The 22,960-nt window shown below is 48.9% G+C and carries 13 protein-coding genes and 1 tRNA gene; 8 read left to right on the top strand and 6 right to left on the bottom strand.

What is annotated here, in order from left to right:
• The first annotated feature begins 108 nt into the window (after positions 1-108).
• Positions 109-1,188, top strand: a complete 1,080-nt coding sequence (locus tag AACH44_RS18350; protein WP_261849130.1) for an alpha/beta fold hydrolase — start codon at positions 109-111, stop codon at positions 1,186-1,188.
• A gap of 217 nt (positions 1,189-1,405) precedes the next feature.
• On the top strand, positions 1,406-3,031 hold the full coding sequence (locus AACH44_RS18345; RefSeq protein WP_261849131.1) for a methyl-accepting chemotaxis protein: 1,626 nt from the start codon (positions 1,406-1,408) through the stop codon (positions 3,029-3,031).
• 58 nt (positions 3,032-3,089) lie between these two features.
• Here the strand turns inward: AACH44_RS18345 and AACH44_RS18340 are convergent, their stop codons facing one another.
• From AACH44_RS18340 to pepA, 4 genes are all read right to left on the bottom strand, one after another.
• Positions 3,090-4,760: a methyl-accepting chemotaxis protein gene (locus AACH44_RS18340; RefSeq protein ID WP_261849132.1), complete on the bottom strand. Its 1,671-nt coding sequence runs from the start codon at positions 4,758-4,760 to the stop codon at positions 3,090-3,092.
• Positions 4,761-5,943: 1,183 nt separating this feature from the next.
• Positions 5,944-8,799 (bottom strand): valine--tRNA ligase, encoded by a 2,856-nt coding sequence (locus AACH44_RS18335; protein ID WP_261849133.1) that lies wholly within the window; start codon positions 8,797-8,799, stop codon positions 5,944-5,946.
• Positions 8,800-8,811: 12 nt separating this feature from the next.
• On the bottom strand, positions 8,812-9,261 hold the full coding sequence (locus AACH44_RS18330; RefSeq protein ID WP_261849134.1) for a DNA polymerase III subunit chi: 450 nt from the start codon (positions 9,259-9,261) through the stop codon (positions 8,812-8,814).
• A gap of 79 nt (positions 9,262-9,340) precedes the next feature.
• A complete protein-coding gene (gene pepA, locus AACH44_RS18325) occupies positions 9,341-10,852 on the bottom strand; it encodes a leucyl aminopeptidase (RefSeq protein WP_010284628.1) in 1,512 nt (503 codons plus the stop codon).
• 282 nt (positions 10,853-11,134) lie between these two features.
• On the opposite strand from pepA, the gene lptF reads away from it, so the two are divergent.
• The 6 genes from lptF to AACH44_RS18295 all read left to right on the top strand — a co-directional run bounded on the left by lptF (position 11,135) and on the right by AACH44_RS18295 (position 18,326).
• Complete coding sequence (lptF, locus tag AACH44_RS18320) at positions 11,135-12,250, top strand: LPS export ABC transporter permease LptF (protein ID WP_261849135.1); 1,116 nt, start codon at positions 11,135-11,137, stop codon at positions 12,248-12,250.
• The gene (gene lptG, locus AACH44_RS18315; RefSeq protein WP_261849136.1) at positions 12,250-13,326 is read left to right on the top strand and encodes an LPS export ABC transporter permease LptG; all 1,077 of its coding nucleotides are present in this window, start codon (positions 12,250-12,252) and stop codon (positions 13,324-13,326) included. The genes lptF and lptG overlap by 1 nt, the downstream gene beginning before the upstream one ends.
• A gap of 510 nt (positions 13,327-13,836) precedes the next feature.
• Positions 13,837-15,225: a group II intron reverse transcriptase/maturase gene (ltrA, locus tag AACH44_RS18310; RefSeq protein ID WP_338659400.1), complete on the top strand. Its 1,389-nt coding sequence runs from the start codon at positions 13,837-13,839 to the stop codon at positions 15,223-15,225.
• Between the two features lie 234 nt (positions 15,226-15,459).
• Positions 15,460-15,544 (top strand) — tRNA-Leu (locus AACH44_RS18305).
• 200 nt (positions 15,545-15,744) lie between these two features.
• Entirely contained in the window at positions 15,745-17,010 is a 1,266-nt protein-coding gene (locus AACH44_RS18300) for a tyrosine-type recombinase/integrase (RefSeq protein WP_338659399.1), read from the top strand.
• A 204-nt stretch (positions 17,011-17,214) separates the two neighbouring features.
• Positions 17,215-18,326, top strand: a protein-coding gene (locus AACH44_RS18295) for an IS3 family transposase (protein ID WP_161529361.1) whose coding sequence is annotated in 2 segments (ribosomal slippage) — positions 17,215-17,476 and positions 17,476-18,326 — 1,113 coding nt in all. Because the reading frame shifts where the segments join, the coding sequence is not laid out codon by codon here.
• 167 nt (positions 18,327-18,493) lie between these two features.
• Here AACH44_RS18295 and AACH44_RS18290 read toward each other — a convergent pair.
• Together AACH44_RS18290 and AACH44_RS18285 are read right to left on the bottom strand one after the other, a co-directional pair.
• Positions 18,494-21,703 carry a type I restriction endonuclease subunit R, EcoR124 family gene (locus AACH44_RS18290; protein ID WP_338659398.1) on the bottom strand — a complete coding sequence of 1,070 codons (3,210 nt, stop codon included), beginning with the start codon at positions 21,701-21,703 and terminating at the stop codon, positions 18,494-18,496.
• Between the two features lie 14 nt (positions 21,704-21,717).
• On the bottom strand, positions 21,718-22,959 hold the full coding sequence (locus AACH44_RS18285; RefSeq protein WP_338659397.1) for a restriction endonuclease subunit S: 1,242 nt from the start codon (positions 22,957-22,959) through the stop codon (positions 21,718-21,720).
• Position 22,960: the final 1 nt, after the last annotated feature.

The following is a 22,960-nucleotide window of genomic DNA, read 5'->3' as shown; positions in this document are numbered from 1 at the left end:
CAGCTAATAATATCTTTTTATTATTAGCTTACTTATGTTTATTGGGATTTTTCCTAATAGACATTAAAATCGCGGCTTCACGACTTCATGATTACCGAAGAGCTATTTATGGTTAACCGAATACTATCAGGGGTGGTGGGTGCATTTCTGTTAATGCTGTCACCATTAACGTATGCACAGACCAATTTTTCAGTGCCACAAGAAGGTGACTGGATCGCGCCAGAATTTACCTTCAACAGTGGTGATAAATTAAAAGATCTGCGCATCCACTATTACACGTTCGGTGATAAAACCAAACCAGCCGTGTTATTACTGCATGGAACGAATCAGCCGATTAACGCGTTGTTAGCAAATGGCTTTGGCGGAGAGCTTTTCGGGCCAGGTCAGGCGCTGGATAGCAGCAAATACTTTATAATCATGCCGGAGAGCATTGGTTCTGGAAAATCTTCCAAGCCGTCAGACGGCTTACGGATGAAATTTCCCCAGTACGATTATAACGATATGGTGCAGGCACAATATCGCTTAATCAAAGAAGGACTGGGTATTAACCACCTGCGTCTGGTGATGGGTTATTCCATGGGCGGAATGCAGACCTGGCTGTGGGGGGAAAAATACCCGGACATGATGGATGCATTGGTGCCAATGGCGTCGTTGCCAAACGAACTGTCTGGCCGTAACTGGATGATGCGTCGCATCTTGATTGAATCCATCAAGAACGATCCGGCTTGGAATAATGGCAATTATACGCAACAGCCGCCGACGCTAAAAACGGCTAGCATTATGTTTAGTATTGCTACTACTGGTGGAACGCTGGCTTATCAGAGCAAAGCACCGACACGCGCACAGGCGGACAAACTGGTAGAAGAGCGTCTTGCTGCACCGTCGACCAGCGATGCCAATGACTTTATTTATATCTGGGGCTCATCTGCAAATTATAACGCGGCACCGGAGTTGAATAAAATTAAGGCCCCCGTTCTGGTGATTAACTCTGCGGATGATGAGCGTAATCCTGTTGAAACCGGCATCCTGGATAATGAGCTTAAGAAAATTAAGCAGGCGACCGTGTTCCTTATTCCCGCCAGTAATGAAACCAGCGGGCATGGCACGATGATGTCGGCGAAGTTTTATAAAGATGAGCTGCAACGTTTCTTAGAAAAAAATCAGTCTCAGAAAAAGAACAAAAAATAAATTCCAATGACCGATAGAAAGTTTATTCTCTGTCGGTCATTATTTTCTTTATACGTTTATTTATTTTTATTACGGTGTTATAGCATATTTATTTCAGGTTTTAGTATATTAATATGCCTGAAAATTGAAATATAACGACTATTACGTAAATAACTGAACGGCTCTGCTCTGGAGCTGGCGCCCATCCTTTCTTATTTTCAGACCATAGGGATAATTTATGTTTCGTAAGGTAAAGATCCGTACTGCACTCAGCATGATGGTATTTTCGTTAGCGGCGCTACTGCTTTTTGTCGGCGTTTTAGGGTTGGTTGCGGTTCAGTCAGGGAATAAATCATTTGCCCGCGTCGATATAGAAGTGCTGCCAGGGTTGGTCGCGTTGAATGATAGCTCCGAACTGCTGTTGCGTGGTCGGTTAGATTTACGTTTGTATGAATCATTAATGGGGAAAGGGGACGTCGAGGCGGCTAAAGTCGCGCTGGGTCGTGCCAGGGGCAAGGTCGATGGTGCCAACGAGAAATGGCAGGAATACCTAAAATATCCGCAGTCCGAAGAAGAAAAAGTCATTTCTGTGGAGATGGCCGAGAAACGCAATACGCTGATGCAAGAGTTTATCGATCCGGCATTTGCAGCGCTTAACGCAGGGAATTTGGATGAATACCGCCAGCGTGCAGGGAAATCAACGGTGCTGTATGCCGCGTTTGATAAAGCTTCTAAGACGCTGGTTGCCTTCAAGCTGAAGAGCATTGATGAAGCCTACGCGGATTCGAATGGCCGTGTGGAACTCATGGAAACCATCCTGTACGCCGCGATTGCCTGTGCGTTGCTGCTGGCTGCATTGGCCTGGTCCGTGATGACCAACCTTATTGTGAAACCGTTGAATCAGGCTATTTCCGTCTTTGACCGCATCGCGGAAGGTGACCTGCGTGCGCAGATTGATAGCCGCGGGAAAAATGAAATTGCACAGTTGTTCGCTGCGGTTCAGCGTATGCGTGACGGGCTGGAAAATATGGTGCGCGTGGTGCGTAACGGTACTGATGCGATCAGCATCGGCGTTGAGGAAATCGCCTCCGGTAATATCGATCTCTCCAGCCGTACCGAGCAGCAGGCGGCCTCGTTGGACGAAACGGCTTCAAGCATGGAACAGATCATGTCAACGGTGAAAAACAACGAAGACAACACGCGTAAAGCCAACGATCTGGCGCAGAAAGCTTCAGATTCTGCGTCTCGCGGCGGGAATGTTGTCACCGAAGTAGTTGATACGATGCGTTCTATTAGGCAGAGCTCTGCCAAAATTTCCGACATTGTTGGAGTGATCGACGGTATCGCTTTCCAGACCAACCTGTTGGCACTGAACGCTGCGGTGGAATCTGCCCGTGCGGGTCAATATGGTAAAGGCTTTGCGGTGGTTGCTTCTGAAGTCCGGATGTTAGCTGCGCGCAGTGCGACAGCAGCGAAAGAGATTGGCACCATGATTGATGCCTCCCTCAGCCGCATTGAAAAGGGCGCAGGGCTGGTTGAACTGGCGGGTAACACCATGGACGAAGTGCTGATGGATGTGAAAAAAGTGGTCGATATCATGGATGAAATCACGCTTGCTTCCAGCGAGCAGAGCCGCGGCATTTCGCAGATTAATATCGCTATTAATCAGATGGACGGTGTGACGCAGCAGAATGCGTCATTGGTATCAGAAGTGGCGACCTCAGCAAATGCGCTTCAGGAACAGGTTATTAACCTGCAACAGTCCGTTTCCCGTTTTCAAATCGCAAGAGAAGAGGTGGAAATGAACCATGTTCTGCCCGGCTTGCGTCAGAACATTGCACTGGCCGATGCCCGTTATCATTAAATGATCCATTAGTTGTGTTGACCCCTGCCAAACGGGTTTGTCAGGGGTTTTTGCAAAATCAGAAGCTAGTCCAGTCTCCTGAGCTTGAGTTTGCTGCGCCCGAAGTCGCAGAAAGCATCGCTTGTGGCGGTGAGAGCCGGGGAGAGAATTGCGGCTCGGCAACTGATGGCTGATTGCCTGTCACTTTGAACACAGAGACCGCTCTAACAAGCAGATCGGCCTGTTCTTGAAGGCTGAGTGCTGCCGCTGCGGATTCTTCCACGAGGGCGGCGTTCTGTTGTGTTGTCTGATCCATCTGATTGACAGCGATACCAACCTGATCAACCCCCGTAGATTGCTCCGCGCTGGCTGAGCTAATTTCTGCCACCGTATCTGTTAACTGACGAATAGAAATTACGACTTGTCGCATGGTTTCCCCTGCTTTATTCGCCAAATCGGAACCCTGTCCTACGCGATCTACGCTTGTCATAATCAGATTTTTAATCTCTTTGGCAGCCCCTGCGCTTCGTTGTGCCAGATTACGCACTTCCCCTGCGACAACCGCAAACCCACGCCCCTGTTCACCTGCTCGGGCGGCTTCTACTGCGGCATTGAGGGCCAGTATGTTGGTTTGAAAGGCAATGCTATCGATGACATTGATGATATCAGCAATGCTTCGGGAGCTTTCATTAATGGCTTTCATCGTTTCCACGACGTTATTAACAACATCCCCCCCTTGTTGTGCCACCGTGCTGGCGTTTTTAGCGAGCTGATCTGCCTGACGAGCGTTATCGGCATTATTCTTCACCGTCATGCCAAGTTGGGTCATTGTGGAAGAGGTTTCTTCTAGCGCACTTGCCTGTTCCTCGGTTCGGGAAGACAGATCCGCATTGCCTTGGGCAATTTGCACACTCGCGGTGGCGACACTTTCTGCATTATCTCTGACGGTGACGACTGTTCTGGTCAGAGAGGATTGCATATCGCGCATTGCTGCCAGCAACTGGCCGACTTCGTCACGGCTATCAACCGCAATTGTTCCACGCAGGTCACCTTCACCAATGCGTTGGGCAGAAGACAACGCAAGGGATAGCGGTGCTGTCACGCTGCGAGTCAGCAGCCAGGCAATCAGCACTCCCAAAATGGCTGAAAAGGCGGACAATAATATTGTCCAGAAAAGCGCTTCGGAAATATATAAATCCGTCTCGCTTTTGGCTTCATGGACGTTTTTTTGTTGATAATCAATAAGATCACTTAGTGTGGTGAAGTAAGTTTTTTGAATTTTGGCTACGTCATTGAATAAAAATGCCGTAGCCTGTTCATCCGTTCCTTCAAGTGCATAGGCTAGAGCTTGATTGATGGTGACACTATATTGTTTTCTTATGTCGAGTAGTTGATCAAACAGTTCCCGGCCTTTGCCAAATTTTATTATTCCATCCAGGTGTTTATATATCTCGCTTGAGTTATTTGTTATTGTGGTGATAATTTTCCTTAAGTCCTGTTTTTCCTGACGTTTATCACTGGGAAGCAGGATAATATCCCGTACAGTCCGGACATTTTCATTTAAGTTATCTCTGATATCACGCAGCATATTGGATTTAACCATTCTGTCTTCGGTAATGATATCAACTTCTTTCCCTATATTTTTCATAAAAAAATATTCGAGCGACGACAAAGTCAACGTTAGCATAATCAGTAAACCGAACCCCAGAAAGAGTCGGTTGCCAATTTTCATATTTTTTAAAAAATTCATTATGGATATTCATCCTTCTTTATACTATGCATATTTTTTCCACACATAATGATCTTTCTAAAGCATATACCCTAAATAATTCTAGTTTTAGGACAAACGTTGGCGTTTTGAATAACGCAAAACGTTAGCCCGCACGAGCAAGGATTATTTATAAGCTTCGTAACACGGCAAGAGAAAGACAAATTTTTCTGGAACGAATTTGGCCAGCCAATGCACATGTAACTTGAAATATGATGGGTATAGAAAGAGTCATTTTCTTGCTGTAATGGGCTCTATCAACCTGGCGTTTACGCCATGGCTGATGAATTGGCAGCATCCTTTTCCTACCGTAGTCACTCTTACTAGCATTATTTTTCCATTCGGTTTAGCTCTCTGGGGGGGGGATGGCAGAGAAGTGGTTTTTTTTCCTTACATTTCATTGTGTTGGTTCTCCCATAGTGTTGGCTAAAAGGTAATGTTAAGGCCTGTACTGATTTGAAACATAAACTGAGTATTATTTTTATACAGATGCGAAAAAGCGCAATATCTGATTTTATAGCCTCACACTATAGTAATCGCATTATTGATCGAATTCACCAATCATTAAACCGTTCAATTTTTCATATTCGATCGTTAATTTCTATCAAAAAATAAACAGTTAAACGCTGTCGTATGAATCTGTTTTTTTTGTAAGGCTATTTTTGCAATTTTATGAATTTAATTTTTACTTAGGGCAAAGCAGATGCCTATATTTATTTAAATTAACAGGATAATAATTTATTAAAATATAGCAATGGGATGTGTGGAAAGAGCACGGATTAGATATTTAATCTATATTTATGCTAAATAAATGGTTTTGTTTGGTGGTATTTCATAAATAACGTGCATTCAGCAGAGGTTTATACAATATAACTGTCATACTTCAAGCCACAGGTATGCTGGCTGCGTTACTCAGTACGCTAACGTGTACTTTTCCCTATTTGGGTCGATGCCCGCTAATCATTAAATAAGCCTCACAGACATTCCCAGTTAGAGCGACAGTTTTGTCAATGGCCCCTTGTCTTTGCATGATAGATGGTGTTGCGCATAAACCGGTACGTGGCAGAATACGCGTTGGGGCAATCCCTCAATAAAAAAGCCCCGTTTTGCAACGAGGCTTTCATGCTTACCCTACTACCGCTGGAAATCGGTTAACGCTTACAGCTTACAGCGCTGCGATCACCGCTTGCTGTTCCAGCAGTTTGGCTTTGTCTACGGCGTAGCCGTCCAGCTTCTCACGCTCTTTGGCAACGACCGCTTCCGGTGCTCGTGCCACAAAGCCTTCGTTAGACAGCTTGCTTGCGATGCGCTCAATCTCTGCTTCGATTTTCGCCACTTCTTTTGCCAGACGATCCAACTCTGCCGCTTTGTCGATCAGGCCGGCCATTGGGATCAACAGCTCGGCACCTTCGATGAGTTTAGTGACGGAAACCGGGCCTTTATCGCCCGCTGGCAGTAGCGTAATGTTTTCCAGACGCGACAGCGTTTGGATAAAGCTGCGGTTCTCTTCCACACGACGCTGTGCTTCGGCCGTGGCATCGCGCAGTAAAACTGCCAGCGGTTTGCCCGGCGCGATATTCATTTCTGCACGAATGTTACGCACAGCGGTAATCGCCTGCTTGATCCACTCCAGATCGTTCAGCGCCAGCGTATCTTCCTGCGCGGCATCGAACTCTGGGAAGGGTTGCAACATGATTGTGTCGGCGCTAATGCCTTTCAGTGCTTTAACGCGTAGCCAGATGGTTTCGGTAATGAACGGAATAATCGGATGTGCCAGACGCAGTAACGCTTCCAGTACGGTAACCAGCGTGTGACGCGTGCCGCGCAGTTCTGCTTCCGTACCACCGTTCATCACTGGCTTCGTCAACTCCAGATACCAGTCGCAGAACTGGTTCCAGGTGAATTCATACAGAATGTTGGCGGCAATATCAAAGCGATAACTGTCCAGCGCATCGCGGTAGGCTTTCACTGTGCGGTTGAATTCCGCCAGAATCCAACGGTCAGCCAGCGACAGCACTTTTTCACCAGCACCAAAACCGCAATCCTGATCTTCAGTGTTCATCAGCACGAAACGGCTGGCGTTCCACAGCTTGTTACAGAAGTTACGGTAACCTTCCAGACGCTTCATATCCCAGTTGATGTCGCGGCCAGTAGACGCTAATGCCGCCAGCGTGAAGCGTAGGGCATCTGTACCGTGAGGTTCTATGCCATTCGGGAATTGCTTCTCGGTGCGCTTGCGGATTTTTTCCGCCAGTTGCGGCTGCATCATGTTGCCGGTACGTTTTTCCAGCAGCGCTTCCAGCGAGATACCGTCCACCATATCCAGCGGGTCGATGACGTTCCCTTTGGATTTGGACATTTTCTGGCCTTCCTCATCACGGATCAGGCCGGTCATGTAGACGGTATGGAATGGCACTTGTGGTTTGCCGTCTTCATCTTTGATGAAGTGCATGGTCAGCATGATCATGCGGGCAATCCAGAAGAAGATGATGTCGAAGCCGCTGACCATCACGCTGCTTGGGTGGAACGCTTTCAGATCGGGCGTTTGCTCTGGCCAACCCAGCGTAGAGAAGGTCCACAGCCCGGATGAGAACCAGGTATCCAGTACGTCTTCATCCTGATTCAGGACGATATCGTCAGCGAGATTGTTTTCACTCCGTACTTCCGCTTCGGTACGACCCACATAGACGTTGCCGTTGGTATCGTACCAGGCTGGGATACGGTGACCCCACCACAGTTGACGAGAAATACACCAGTCCTGAATGTCACGCATCCAACTGAAGTACATGTTTTCGTACTGTTTTGGTACGAACTGAATGCGGCCATCTTCCACCGCTTCCACTGCTGGTTTAGCCAGTACGGCAGCACGCACGTACCACTGGTCGGTCAGCATCGGCTCAATGACAACGCCGCCACGGTCGCCGTAAGGCACGGTCAGATCGTGCGCTTTGATCTCTTCCAGCAGGCCGAGCTCATCGAATGCGGCGACCAGCGCTTTACGTGCAGCAAAACGCTCCAGACCCTGGAAGGCTTCTGGAATGTCGCTGCTGTAAGCGGTGCTGGCTTCGCCATTGGTATCAAAAATTTCAGCGCTCTGGCGGATATCACCGTCGAACGTCAGGATGTTCACCATCGGCAACTGGTGGCGTTTACCCACTTCGTAGTCGTTGAAGTCGTGCGCTGGCGTGATCTTCACACAGCCGGTGCCTTTTTCCATATCGGCGTGTTCGTCGCCAACGATCGGAATTCGACGACCAATCAACGGCAAGATCACCTCTTTGCCGATCAGATCTTTATAACGCGGATCTTCCGGGTTAACAGCAACGCCGGTATCACCCAGCATCGTTTCCGGGCGAGTCGTCGCGACGACCAGATAGTCTTTCCCTTCGGCGGTTTTCACGCCATCGGCCAGCGGATAACGCAGGTGCCACATTGACCCTTTCACTTCGCGGTTTTCTACTTCCAGATCGGAAATCGCGGTGCGCAGCTTCGGGTCCCAGTTCACCAGACGCTTGCCACGGTAAATCAGGTCTTCTTTATACAGACGGACAAAAACTTCTTTCACCGCGTTGGACAGGCCCTCATCCATGGTGAAACGCTCGCGTTCCCAGTCAACGGAGTCGCCTAGACGGCGCATCTGGTTAGTAATGTTGCCACCGGATTCGCCTTTCCACTGCCAGATTTTGTCGATAAACGCTTCACGGCCATAATCGTGGCGCGTTTTGCCTTCTTCTGCGGCGATCTTGCGCTCAACCACCATCTGCGTGGCGATACCGGCGTGGTCGGTGCCCGCCTGCCAGAGAGTGTTTTTGCCCTGCATACGCTGATAGCGGATCAACGTATCCATAATGGTTTGCTGGAAAGCATGACCCATATGCAAGCTGCCGGTGACATTGGGCGGCGGGATCATAATGCTAAAGCTTTCTTTACTCGTGTCGCCGTGCGGCTTGAAGTAGCCTTGCTTTTCCCAGAGTTCGTAGAGCGGCTGCTCGATATCTTGCGGGTTATATTTCGTTTCCATTATGCTCAAAATTCAGTGAGTTGGCGGCGTAGCCGTGGTCAATTGGAAGCCGACGCTGCGATAGGTTTTATAGCGGTCGCGCGCCAACTGTTTTAAGGATTCTTCGTAAGGGACAAAGTCTATCACTTCATGGAAAGCGGTGGCAAAATCTGCGAACTGTGGCAATAGGCTGACCAGCAGGTCACGTGGTGCATTACCACGTCGCTGGGGCCAAGCCAGCTCGACCGGTGCGCCGTGACGCGGTCCTTCGCCTGCCAGATTATGTGGCACGAACGCGTTGGGGTCGCGCTGCCATAATGCTTCATCCAACCTGATAGCCTGCTGTTCGTCTTCGCAGGCTATCAACACGCGTTTTCCTGCTCGCCAACGTTCTGCCGCCAGATCGCATGCCAGTGCCTCATGGGCGCTGAGTTCACCGCTTTTGCTGTCGTGTTCGAGAAGATAGAACGTTGCGTTTTTCATTGTTTACACTATTGATAAGGGCCGGATAGTCCGACCCATTATACTCGTCATACTTCAAGTTGCATGTGCGTTGGCTGCGCTATTCTACGTCGTTCTGTCCGGCGCGGTTAAGCAGGAACTGTGATAACAGTGCGACCGGACGACCCGTTGCACCTTTAGCCTTGCCAGAACGCCACGCCGTACCCGCGATATCCAGATGCGCCCAACTGTACTTACGCGTAAAGCGTGATAGGAAGCAACCTGCGGTAATCGCGCCGCCAGGACGACCACCAATATTCGCCATGTCGGCAAAATTGGATTCCAACTGTTCCTGGAACTCGTCGGTCAGCGGCAGACGCCATGCACGGTCGCCAGATTGCTCGGACGCGCTCAACAGTTCGTGCGCCAGCGGATTGTGGTTCGCCATCAGTCCGGTGATGTGATGCCCCAGCGCAATCACACACGCGCCGGTCAGCGTCGCGACGTCAATGACGACGTCTGGCTCATAGCGCTCAACGTAGGTCAGTGTATCACACAAGACCAGACGACCTTCTGCATCGGTGTTCAGCACTTCTACCGTTTGACCGGACATCGTGGTCAGCACATCGCCAGGACGGTAGGCGCGCCCATCGACCATGTTTTCACAACCAGCCAGTACGCCGATGATATTCAACGGTAGCGCCAGCTCGGCCGCCATACGCATCACACCGTAGACCGTCGCCGCACCGCACATGTCGTATTTCATTTCATCCATGCTGTCGGCAGGTTTGATGGAGATGCCGCCGGAATCGAAGGTCAGCCCTTTACCGACCAGTACGATCGGGCGCGTTTCCGGGTTCGGATCGCCTTTATATTCGATCACGGACATCAGCGATTCATTCTGCGAGCCCTGACCGACGGCCAGATAGGCATTCATGCCCAGCTCTTTCATCTGCTGTTCGCCAATCACGCGTGTGATGATGTTCTGGCTGTAGGTATCAGCCAACTGACGCGCTTGCGACGCCAGATAGGCAGCATTACAGATGTTCGGTGGCATATTACCGAGATCTTTCGCGGCCTTGATGCCTGCGGCAATCGCCAGACCGTGTTGGATGGCGCGCTCGCCGCTGGTCAGCTCACGGCGCGTCGGTACGTTGAATACCATCTTGCGTAACGGACGGCGCAGCTCGACCTTGTTGCTTTTTAGCTGATCGAAGGTATATAGCGTCTCTTTCGCGGTTTCGACCGCCTGACGCACTTTCCAGTACGTATTACGACCTTTCACGTGTAGCTCAGTCAGGAAGCAGACTGCTTCCATCGAACCGGTTTCGTTTAGCGCGTTGATAGTTTTCTGAATCACCTGTTTGTACTGGCGCTCATCAAGTTCGCGCTCCTTACCGCAACCAATCAGTAGAATGCGCTCGGAAAGAATGTTAGGTACATGGTGCAAGAGCAGTGATTGTCCTACTTTGCCTTCTAATTCACCACGGCGAAGCAACGCGCTGATGTAGCCGTCGCTGATTTTATCGAGTTGTTCGGCAATAGGGGACAGACGACGCGGTTCAAACACGCCGACGACAATGCAGGCACTGCGTTGTTTTTCCGGGCTACCGCTTTTTACGCTGAACTCCATGTACTCTCCTGAATCTTAAAGACAAAGGCGGGAGCAACGGCTAGAATGTGACACTCCGTAATACTTCCCGCCGTTGCGTTAACATAACCTGTGTTAATCTTAACGACGTAGCGAACCTGTTTTAGTGACTAATAAGCAGGTTCTGATACAACTGCTCAAACGCAGTATGTTGTAATACAGTTTTAGCTAAGAGGGCAGCCAAAAATGAGTATAAATGGCGCGTTAGCGAAGAAACTATCGACTTTCCTGCAAAAAGACAAGTTTTCACAGGCGTAATTAAGCGTGATCATCATTCGATATCTGGTACGGGAAACCTTTAAGAGCCAACTGGCGATCCTTTTCATTCTGTTACTGATTTTCTTTTGTCAGAAATTGGTACGGATACTGGGTGCCGCGGTTGATGGTGAAATCCCGACAAATTTGGTTATCTCCCTGTTGGGATTGGGCGTGCCAGAGATGGTGCAACTCATCCTGCCATTAAGTCTGTTTCTTGGCGTATTGATGACGTTTGGCCGCCTCTATGCGGAAAGCGAGATCACCGTCATGCATGCCTGCGGGCTAGGCAAACGCGTGTTGCTGAAAGCTGCGCTGGTCCTGGCGGTGTTCACTGCCATCATCGCAACTATTAACGTCATGTGGCTCAGCCCGTGGTCGTCCCGGCATCAGGAAGAAGTGCTGGCAGAAGCGAAAGCCAACCCCGGCATGGCCGCGCTGGTGGAAGGACAGTTCCAGTCTGCACAGGGCGGTAATGCGGTGCTGTTTGTCGGCAATGTGAAAGGATCGGAGTTTCAGCACGTCTTTCTGGCACAGCTACGGCCCAGCGGTAACGCTCGGCCTTCTGTCGTTGTGGCCGATCGCGGTCATATCAAGCAAAATGAAGACGGTGCGCAGGTTGTAACGTTGGATAATGGATCGCGTTACGAAGGCACAGCGTTGCTGCGCGACTTCCGTATCACGGATTTCACCAACTATCAGGCCGTGATTGGCCACCAGGCCGTGACGCTAAATAATAGCGACGTGCAGCAAATGGATATGCCAACCCTCTGGCATTCGGATGCGCACGATGCGCGCGCAGAATTTCACTGGCGGCTGACGTTGATTATTTCGGTGCTGATCATGGCGCTGATGGTGGTGCCGCTGAGTGTGGTGAACCCACGTCAGGGTAGGGTGCTGAGTATGCTGCCTGCGATGCTGCTGTACCTGATCTTCTTCCTGCTGCAAAGCTCGCTGCGCTCTAACGCCAGTAAAGGAAAAATCGATCCGATGGTATGGATCTGGCTGACTAACCTGATGTATTTCGGCATCGCGGTGATGCTTAACCTGTGGGATACCGTGCCGATGCGCAAAATGCGCGCCCGCTTTAAGCCTCGTCCCCTTAGACTACAAGGAGCGGCCTGATGTTTGGTGTATTAGACCGCTATATCGGTAAAACGATTTTCACCACCATTATGACGACATTGTTCATGCTGGTGTCGCTCTCCGGCATCATCAAGTTTGTTGATCAGTTGCGTAAAGTCGGGCAGGGCGAGTATTCGGCGCTGGGCGCGGGGCTGTATACGCTGCTTAGCGTCCCAAAAGACATTGAGACGTTCTTTCCTATGGCTGCACTACTCGGAGCACTGCTTGGGCTGGGTCAGCTCGCGACCCGCAGTGAGCTGGTGGTGATGCAGGCCTCAGGCTTCACCCGCTTGCAGATCGCGACTGCTGTGATGAAAACGGCGATCCCACTGGTACTACTGACGATGGCGATTGGTGAGTGGGTTTCTCCGCAAGGGGAACAGATGGCGCGCAACTACCGTTCTCAGATGATCTCGGGTGGGTCGATGATCTCTACGCAGGGCGGGCTGTGGGCAAAAGATGGCAATGACTTTATCTATATTGAACGGGTCGTCGGCGATAAAGAGCTGTCTGGCGTCAATATTTATCACTTCGACGATCGGAACAAACTGCTGTCGCTACGCTACGCGGCCTCCGCTGAGTTTGATAAAGACAGGAATGTCTGGAACCTCTCGCAAGTTGATGAATCCGATTTGAGCGACGGCAAACAAATTGGCGGTAGCCAAACACTCAGCGGTGAATGGAAAACCAACCTGACGCCGGATAAACTGGGCGTGGTGGCGCTGGAGCCGAATGCGCTATCGATCCGTGGGTTGCATGATTACGCCAACTACTTGAAACAGAGTGGTCAGGAATCAAGCCGCTACCAGCTCAACATGTGGAGCAAGATCTTTGCACCGGTCTCGGTAGCGGTGATGATGCTTATGGCCGTCTCTTTCATCTTTGGCCCGCTGCGTAGCGTCTCGGCGGGTTCACGTATTGTTATAGGCATCAGCTTTGGCTTTCTTTTCTACCTGCTGAATGAGATTTTCCGTCCGCTCAGCCTAGTCTATGGTATTCCACCGATATTGGGCGCGGTTTTGCCTAGCTCGGTGTTTTTGTTCATCAGTGTGGCGTTGCTGCTGAAACGGCGATAATGCTAAACGAGTAAAAAAGCGTCGAGCGGGTAAACCTTCGGCGCTTTTTTGTTTGTGCGCCGGGCATGGCGCGTAGCGCCTTGACGGGCGCTGTCCGTTGACTGTAGTGGTCAAGGGGCGACTTGGCGGTGAAAGTCCTCTACACACCCGGCAAGGGGAAGTGTTAGCCGAACGGCAAGGGTGCCCACCGCGAGGTGGGATCTGAAGGAAGCTGAAGGCAAAATGCTGGCCTGACGAACAGGAAGCAGTTTAGGCGGCACAGCGGGGTAAGGTGGCAAATATCATCAAAGCCCAATACTTGCACAGAACGCTGTGACGTAAAGCTGACAGGCATAAGCAGGAAGGTCGCGCGAATTACCCCGGGAGGGCTGCACGTTTGCTTCAGGGCTACCGAGCGTCGAGAGGCGACGGGATGAACGTGCAGCAGTCAGCCGAAGCCGTAGTAGTGCTGCATAACTGGCAGCATGAAGGGCTGAACATGATTAACCGTGATTAGGACACCGATACTCGATGGGAATTAATGAGGCACAAGCGCAGAGCACTGCGGCCAGCGGCAGAGGAGACGGACAGTATCCGTCAGTGCTGCATGAGGGTGCTGAAATCCCCACGGCGGTCGGTGGGCAAACGAAAGCGGAAATGCCGTTGACGATGGAAACGGTGATAACGAGAGAGAACCTGATGCTGGCCTATCAGCGCGTGGTGGAAAACAACGGCGCGGCAGGGGTAGATAACCTGAAAGTGACGGAGTTGAAGCCGTGGCTGAAACAGAACTGGGCGAGTATCAGGCAGGCATTGATTACGGGCGCCTACCAGCCGCAGGCGATACGCAGAGTGGATATCCCAAAGCCGGACGGCGGCGTGAGAACCCTGGGTATCCCGACGGTAGTGGACAGGCTTATCCAGCAGGCGATAGCACAACAACTCAGTCCGGTCGTGGAGCCGCACTTCTGCGAATCGAGTTACGGGTTCAGAAGTAACCGCAATGCGTGGCAGGCAGTGCAACAGGCACAGCGCTACATACAAAGCGGGAAACGCTGGGTGGTCGATCTGGATCTGGAAAAGTTCTTTGACCGGGTGGATCATGACATTTTGATGTCACGTCTGGCGAGGCATGTCAGGGATAAACGGCTGTTGAAACTGATACGTCGCTACCTTGAAGCGGAAATGACGAACGGGTGCGAGACAGAGAAGCGAGGTAAGGGAATGCCGCAGGGCGGACCGTTGTCGCCGCTACTGTCGAACATTCTGCTGGATGAACTGGATAAAGAACTGGAGCGTCGAGGTCACAGCTTCTGTCGCTATGCGGATGACTGCAACATTTACGTGAGCAGTCGCAAAGCAGGCGAGCATATCTTTAGGGCAATCAGGGTGTACCTGAGAGACATACTGAAGCTAAAGGTCAATGAGCAGAAGAGTGCGGTGTCGCGACCGTGGGAGCGTAAGTTCCTGGGATACAGCGTGACACGGCACAAACAGACCCGACTGAAGATCGCAGGGAGCAGTGTCGAGAGGCTGAAGGAGAAGATCCGTAGCCTGACGACAGGGCACGCGACGAAATCAGTGAAAGGCGTAATCAATGAACTCACACCGATACTGCGAGGCTGGATGAGCTACTTCAGATACACGGAAGTAAAAGGAGTTCTGGAGAAGATTGACGGCTGGGTCAGGCGTAAACTGCGCAGTCTACTGTGGCGGCAATGGAAACGAACGTATACGCGAGCCCGAATGCTAATGCGAGCGGGCTTGTGTGAAAAGCGAGCGTGGAGGTCGGCGAGTAACCAGCGAGGAGCGTGGTGGAACGCGGGGTCGAGTCACATGAATGATGCGATAAAGACGGCGCAGTTCAGACGACTCGGCTTGATATCACTAGTGGAGCAGCAACGGCAGTTCCAGAGTTAACATGAACCGCCGTATGCGGAACCGCACGTACGGTGGTGTGAGAGGACGGCGGGAGTAATCTCGCCTCCTACTCGATTCACAACAACGTCACACCACACAATATTGACGGCAAAGTAGCCATAACGCGTTGCTAAAGATGATTTTTTCAGCACTTAGCCGAGTGTAGAGTGGATTAACGTTGCGCGTGGGCCGTCAAACGGTATAATGCACCCGTTTTCCGCATACTACTTCTGTGCCGAAGTGGCGAAATCGGTAGACGCAGTTGATTCAAAATCAACCGTAGAAATACGTGCCGGTTCGAGTCCGGCCTTCGGCACCAACAGTATGTAAATAGACGTCCACGGACGTCTTTTTTTATGTCTGAAATCCGCGCCACACAAGGCTTTACCCGAATTTTCTGTCAACGGAAGTCAATCTGAGTCCACCCACATCAATCTGCTTGTGAGTATAGAACCGAGTATATATGCTGGTTCGATATTGCTTATATACTCACAGCAGGATTATGGAAGGATAACCATTATGGCCCTGACAGATACTAAGGTACGTTCTGCTAAACCCGAGGAAAAAGAGTATTCGCTGGTTGATGGCGACGGCATGTTTTTGCTAGTTCATCCCAATGGCTCAAAATACTGGCGCTTTCGTTTTCGCTTCGGTGGCAAACAGCACCTGATGGCATTTGGCGTCTATCCCGAAGTTTCATTGGCTGATGCCAGACAAAAGCGGGAAGACGCCAGAAAGTTGGTTGCTGCGGGCATTGATCCGCGTGAGCAAAAACGTGCGGTACAAGAAGAACAGGCGAAAGCGGTATTCACTTTTGAGTTTGTAGCCCGAGAGTGGCACGCTACCAATCAAAAGTGGTCGGAAGAGCACAGCTGCCGCGTGCTGAAAAGCCTGGAAGATAACCTCTTCTCTGCTATCGGTAAACGCAACATTGCCGAACTCAAAACGCGAGACCTGTTAGCCCCTATTAAGGTGGTTGAACAATCAGGCCGTCTTGAAGTGGCATCACGACTTCAACAACGCACAACCGCAATAATGCGCTACGCGGTACAAAGCGGGTTAATCGACTACAACCCGGCGCAGGAAATGGCGGGCGCTGTGGCATCAAGTAATCGGCAGCATCGTCCTGCACTGGAATTAAAGCATACTCCCGAGCTGCTTCAGCGCATCGATAGCTATACCGGCAGGCCATTAACGCGTTTGGCGGTAGAGTTGACGTTATTGATCTTTATCCGCTCCAGCGAACTGCGCTTTGCCCGTTGGTCGGAGATCGATTTTGAAACCTCAATGTGGACTATCCCTCCTGAGAGAAAACCGATAGAGGGTGTGAAGCACTCTCATCGTGGTTCAAAAATGCGTACTCCGCATTTGGTGCCCCTTTCCCGACAGGCGTTGGTTATTTTGAAGCAAATACAGCAATTCAGCGGCAACCATGAACTGATCTTTATTGGCGATCACGATCCGCGTAAGCCCATGAGTGAAAATACGGTGAATAAGGCGCTGCGAGTAATGGGGTATGACACCAAGACTGAAGTCTGCGGCCACGGTTTCAGAACGATGGCCTGTAGCTCGCTGATTGAATCGGGGTTATGGTCGAGGGATGCAGTGGAGCGCCAGATGAGCCATATGGAACGTAACTCGGTGCGCGCGGCTTACATTCACAAAGCCGAGCATCTTGATGAGCGCAGGCTAATGCTGCAGTGGTGGGCTGATTTCCTGGATGCGAATCGGCAGCACGTTATATCGCCTTTTGATTACGCAAAAGTAAATAATCCATTCAAATAATCATCATCAATCTTTTATAGTAATACGTCTCATTCAATAATTTCATGTCACAGAAAGCCTCTGTCAAAAGACAGAGACTTTTTTGCAATTTAATGAATCTAAAAGGAAATCATGATGGAAGGTAGTGTAAGTATCCCGCTTAACCGAACCATTCACTTTTAGAGATCTTCCGACATACTGATTATGTTCCCGGAGGAGATCACCATGCGCAAAGCCCGATTTACCGAACACCAGATCATCGCCGTTCTGAAGTCCGTTGAAGCCGGACGCACCGTTAAGGACGTCTGCCGCGAAGCGGCAATATCTGAAGCCAGCTACTACAACTGGAAAGCAAAGTACGGCGGAATGGAAGCCTCTGATATCCGGAAAATAAAAGATCTTGAGGACGAGAATCGTCGCCTCAAGCAAATGTTTGCCGATATCAGTCTGGAATGCCGGGCCCTGAAAGACGTTATCGAAAAAAAGCTTTAAAACCAGCGATAAAGCGTGAGCTCGTCAGCTATCTGACAGCACAATTTGCCATGAGCTTACGCCAGGCGTGCAGGACATTATCGTTGAGCAGGACGGTGTACTTTTATCAGCCCGATACCCGGCGTGACGAACCGGTGATCCTGGCGCTTACAGACGTGGCTGAACGTTATCCCCGGTACGGCTTTAAGAAGCTGTTTCAGGTATTACGCAGACAGGGCAATGCCTGGAATCATAAACGTGTTCATCGAATTTACTGCCTGCTTAAACTGAATTTTCGTCGCAAGGGAAAACAACGTCTGCCGGTGCGTAATCCTGCGCCACTGGCCACGCCGGAGGCGCTCAATCAGAGCTGGTCCATCGATTTTATGCATGATGCGCTGGTCTGCGGCAGACGTTTCCGGACCTTCAACGTGGTGGATGATTTTAACCGCGAAGCACTGGCGATAGAAATTGACCTGAATATCCCGGCTCAGCGGGTGGTCAGGGTCCTGAACAGGATCGTGGCAAACCGGGGTTATCCGCTGAAGATGCGGATGGATAACGGGCCAGAACTGGTATCGCTGACGCTGGCACAATGGGCGGAAGAACACGGGGTGATGCTGGACTTTATCAGGCCGGGTAAACCGACGCAGAATGCCTTTATCGAGCGATTCAACCGGACGTACCGGACAGAAATCCTGGATTTTTATCTGTTCAGGACCCTGAATGAAGCGAGGGAAATCACCGAGCGCTGGCTGGCTGAATATAACAGTGAGCGGCCTCATGAATCCCTGAATAACCTGACGCCGGAAGAGTACAGGCTGATGGCAGAAAAACCGGAAATCTCAAAAAGTGCGTGGAACTAAAACGGGTGTGCTTACAGTAGTATTTGTTTTCCGGTAGACGCAGATCTGAAAGACAGATTTAGCCAGACCGATACTAATGACTTTTATCGAGTTCATGGTGCAGTTCCTCTGAAAAAAGAACACTCAGCATAAGTGTGGCAGGACTTACGCTGAGGGATGCACGTCCATTACATCACTTCATCAACAACATCACTATCACCCAAAAAATCATCTGTTTGTGCCAAAATAAACCGCTTTAAAAACTGCTCAATGCGAATATTCAGTTTAAAAAGAGGTATGGTTACGCCGTCTCGTTTTTCAAAATAGACCTTGGCTTTTGCCTTATCTACCGATTCTTTTAATGAGTCGAAGCGACCAAAGTCGTTGAGATTCTTATCATTAACACTATCAGCCATTAATGCTATGAGGAGTCCTTTATCTAAACCAAGAGCATTAACAACGGCGTTTAATTGTGCATTTTCAGCATTATCTTTGTAGGTGTTGATGTAGTCTCTAAAAGTATAGCCTTCAAGTAACTGCGCATCGCCGCGCTGCAAGTCGTGCAAGAAGAGCTTGGCGTACTTTTGCTCGCTTTGGGTGAGCGATGCAAACGACTTGTGCAGCTCATTTAAGGTGGTTTCAATGCTCGCAGAGTCTTGATGTTTGTTCAGCTCTTTTAAAAATTTATCAAAGCGGCTGTTCATATAGTCGGCATCGATTTTTCCAGTATCTATTTCAGTTAAATAGCCACTGATATCAAAAGGCACATCGCCGCCACCTGCGCTACCGCCATCACCTTTGCCTACCAATTCTTTATAGCGCAGGGCTAGGCTCAGGTAAGTTTGTTCGTCTATAGCCAGTATTACCTCATGTTCTACATCATTTTCAGTAAAGGAATAGACCGACTGTTCCCAATGTAAACCTTGTACTTTAGCCGCTTCGAGATGCTGGCTAAAGGTGTTAAATAATTTGGCGAATTGGGCACTGTCTTCTATATCTTCTGGCAGTTTTTCAAAGTTCTCAACACCTGCGCTGACAAACAGCTCGGTAATTTCAGCCACTAATTCATTTATGGCTTTAAGATTGCTTTCTAACTTATCTACGAAGAGGCCGATAGGTTTGTCGCCGGAATAGAGTTTTACCGCAGCGTTAATGTGCTGCTCCATGGTGTGCGGATAGCGATAATACCGGATAATGCCGTGGGGTTTGTCGGGACCAAACAAGCGATTGGTGCGTGAGAATGCTTGAATAATGTTTTGGTATCTAATCACCTTGTCTAAATACAAGGTATTAAGCCATTTAGAGTCAAAGCCAGTGAGCATTTGATCTACAACAATCAGTAAATCTAATTGCTTTGAAGGCTCGGTATGAATGCGTTCGTAGGGTTTTTTATGGGCGAGGCGTGCCGCTAAATCTTTTTTAAAGGCTGCATGGCGGGCAAAATCAAAATCCTGGCCATAACGCGCGTTATAGTCGGCCATAATTTCTTCCAGGCCATCGCCTTTAAAGGTGGGGCCACGGTCGCCACTGCCGTCGTTATCAATGTTCGGATCAAACAGGGCCGATACTTTAAGTTCAGGTTTGGTGGCTTTTAAATGACGGTAATAGTCAATGGCTTCGGCAATGCTATTAGTGGCCAAAATGGCGTGGAATTTATTGCCTTGGCTGAGCACATCCCATTTATGCAGAATATCTTCCACCACCTTGGTCTGGTGGGTTTCGCTTAAATATTGGCTTTTAGGCACATAGTCTTCAATGCCTTTGTGGTATTTGCCAGTGGCATCTTTATGGCCAGCCATAGGCATATCATTCATAAAGTGGTTAAATTTTTTCTTTTTGGCTGGGTTATCCATGGCCTCCATCACCGAGCCAGCTTTGGCTTGCTCTAACGCTACAGCTTGTCTTAAGTCACTGTCTTTAAAGGTGGGTATTTTATAAGGATCGAAACCCAGCACGTTGCCATCGCGTATGCCATCGGCGATGCTATAACGGTGTAGCTCGTTGCCAAATACGGTACTGGTGGTATTGCCGTTTTTTTCGTTTTCTTCTTGAATTGGTGTACCGGTAAACCCAAAAAATAAGGCTCGCGGAAAGGTACGTTTAATAATAATCAGCATGTCGCCAAAGGTAGAGCGATGCGCCTCATCGACAATAAACACCAAACGCTTAGCGCGAATTTTTTCAATATCTCCAGCGTTGGTGGCTACGCCTTCATCATTTACTGCTTCAAAAATATTACTCATTTTTTGAATGGAGCTAACAATTAAGGTATCGGCGGGATCGGTGCTTTTTAATTTGGTAATAAGTACGTGAGTATTTTCGGTGGCTTGAACGTCTTCGCCATCGCCCGCAAAATTGCGATATTCCGTCAGCGACTGAGTACCTAGCTCAATCCTGTCCATTAAAAAAATGACTTTATCGGCATCTTTGGATTGTGCAATCAACTGTGCCGATTTAAAGCTGGTCATGGTTTTACCCGAACCCGTGGTATGCCACACATATCCCCCGAGGCGATCGGGATTATTGACCGCGTTACCCAGTTGCTGCCAGTTGGTTTTGGCCACTTTGTCAGATATCGCATTGGCGGCGTAATACTGATAACTGCGCATCACTTTAAGCACACCATCGGTATCGTCGGCAACGGTATAAAAACCTATTAACTGGTGCGCCATGGGGATAGAAAGCAAGGTAGAGGCGATGTCTTTCCAGTGGTTCATGGGCTCGTTATTAAAATCGGCCCAGTTGAACTGATAGTCGGGATTAAACTTGCCGTCTAGTCCAGGGTTGGCAAAGTATTTGGCCTCGTTTGGCTCCATAGCTACAAACACCTGGATGAGCGAAAATAGATCGCTAAATACGCCCTCTTTGCTGTACTTTTCGATTTGATTTACTGCCTGGCTAACTGGTATACCGCTGCGCTTTAGTTCTACATGGATAACCGGCATACCGTTAATCAGTAGCAGCACATCACCGCGTCGGTCGTTACGCAAAGGGCTGCCGCGTTCAAATTTGGGTTGCTGCACAATTTGGTAACGGCTTTGACCGGCGGCGATTTCCTGGCGGTCGTATATTTTTAAGCTGACTTCTTTGCCTATATGCAAGGTATCGGCAGGGTTATCGCGCTTAATCGCCACGGTTTTGCCGTTAATTAAACCATTCAGCTTGAGCGGGGTTTTAAGTTCTTTGATTTGCTCAATAATTTGCTGCATTTCGGTCGTGGTAAGCGGCACATCGTTTAAGCGATCCCGCTGGCGATTGTTTTCAAACAAAATGTTTGCCCAGTTTTGCAGCAAATCCGCTTCGCTTTTATTTTTGAGTATCTCCGGCTCCCAACCCTTGTTGGTGAGTACCTCAATAAAGGCCTGCTCAAATTGCGTTTCGGTTTTAAAGGTGGTCATAATGGCGCTCCCTGTTAGACAAACATTTTACTTAAGCAGGCCTGCTTGATGTTATTGAGTTTGGTAATTTGTTGTTGGTGTTGGTTGATCAAGTTATCGAGTTTTTGGAAGTAGTTACCGATAACGACTTGCTCGTTAACAGTAGGCAGAACCAATGGTAACTCAAAAAATACTGAGTCCTTAATCGAAAACCTATCGGCCCTGGCTCCAGTATCACCATTAAGAAACATGAAAGCGTGCCAAAGTTTAGTCTGGAAAAAATACTCAATAAAAATGCTATTAACGTTTTTTGTTCTAAAGACAGTATAAAGTGGCGACATTACACCTGCTCTACCCAGTGTATTTCTATTGATAGGGCCGCAAGGAGCGAGTGTTGATATTCTGGGGTTGTAGACAAAGTCCTCTGGCTGAACTACGTAGTAACCACCTATGTTATTAGAATTTGAAATATCTTTATCAAAGTAATCTCGCTGACTGATTATTCCAAATTCAGCGGAATTGGTAAAAGTTTCAGAATAAATTCCTGAAGTGTTTTTTTCAGTAATCTTGTCAGAAATCTTACTTAGCTTCATCTCCTCCCACTCCGCACTAAACCCCTTAAAGCGGATTTCTGGTATAATTTCGCCTTGTTTGGGAAACATCTTTTCCAGCATGGCTTTTTTAATGTTGCTGAGCTTGTCATGCTTTTGTTGGTGTTGGTTGATCAGCGCGTCTAGCTTTTGGAAGTAGTTGCCGATCTGGATTTGTTCTTCATAATCACTGAAAAACATTTCAAATTCTTTCATTTCAGAAGAAAGGATATGTTTTATCGTATTACCAGTTGTGATTTCAGATAACTTTGTTTTTACTTTATCAATTTGAAATTGAAAGTTTAGGAAATGAGAACTAATCTCTTCTTTAGGATCAGTAAACATAATCAATGCATGCGCTGCGATATTATTTAGCTCAGGGGGTATTACGGCAGTATGACCGACATGGCCCGACTGAACCATGACTATGTCTCCCTCACGAAGCCATTTGTCAGATTGCTTATAGTAAAACTCATCATTAATAAAAATTTCATTTTTTCTGTTTATTTTGCCATCTTTGACATTATTAGACTCAAGATAAAAATGCCCTTTTTTTACATAATAAGGCGTTGCAGTTCCAACAAAGGCATTGCGTATTTTACCGAAAATTGTATCCAGTTTTCGTTGATTCCAATCCTCATGAAACTCTTCAAAGCGAATTTCTGGCACTTTCTTCTCCACACTCATC

The organism is Pectobacterium araliae, from assembly GCF_037076465.1.
Lineage (GTDB): Bacteria > Pseudomonadota > Gammaproteobacteria > Enterobacterales > Enterobacteriaceae > Pectobacterium > Pectobacterium araliae.
The sequence above is the reverse complement of the archived record's forward strand: the minus strand, read 5'-3'. Positions and strand labels throughout refer to the sequence as shown.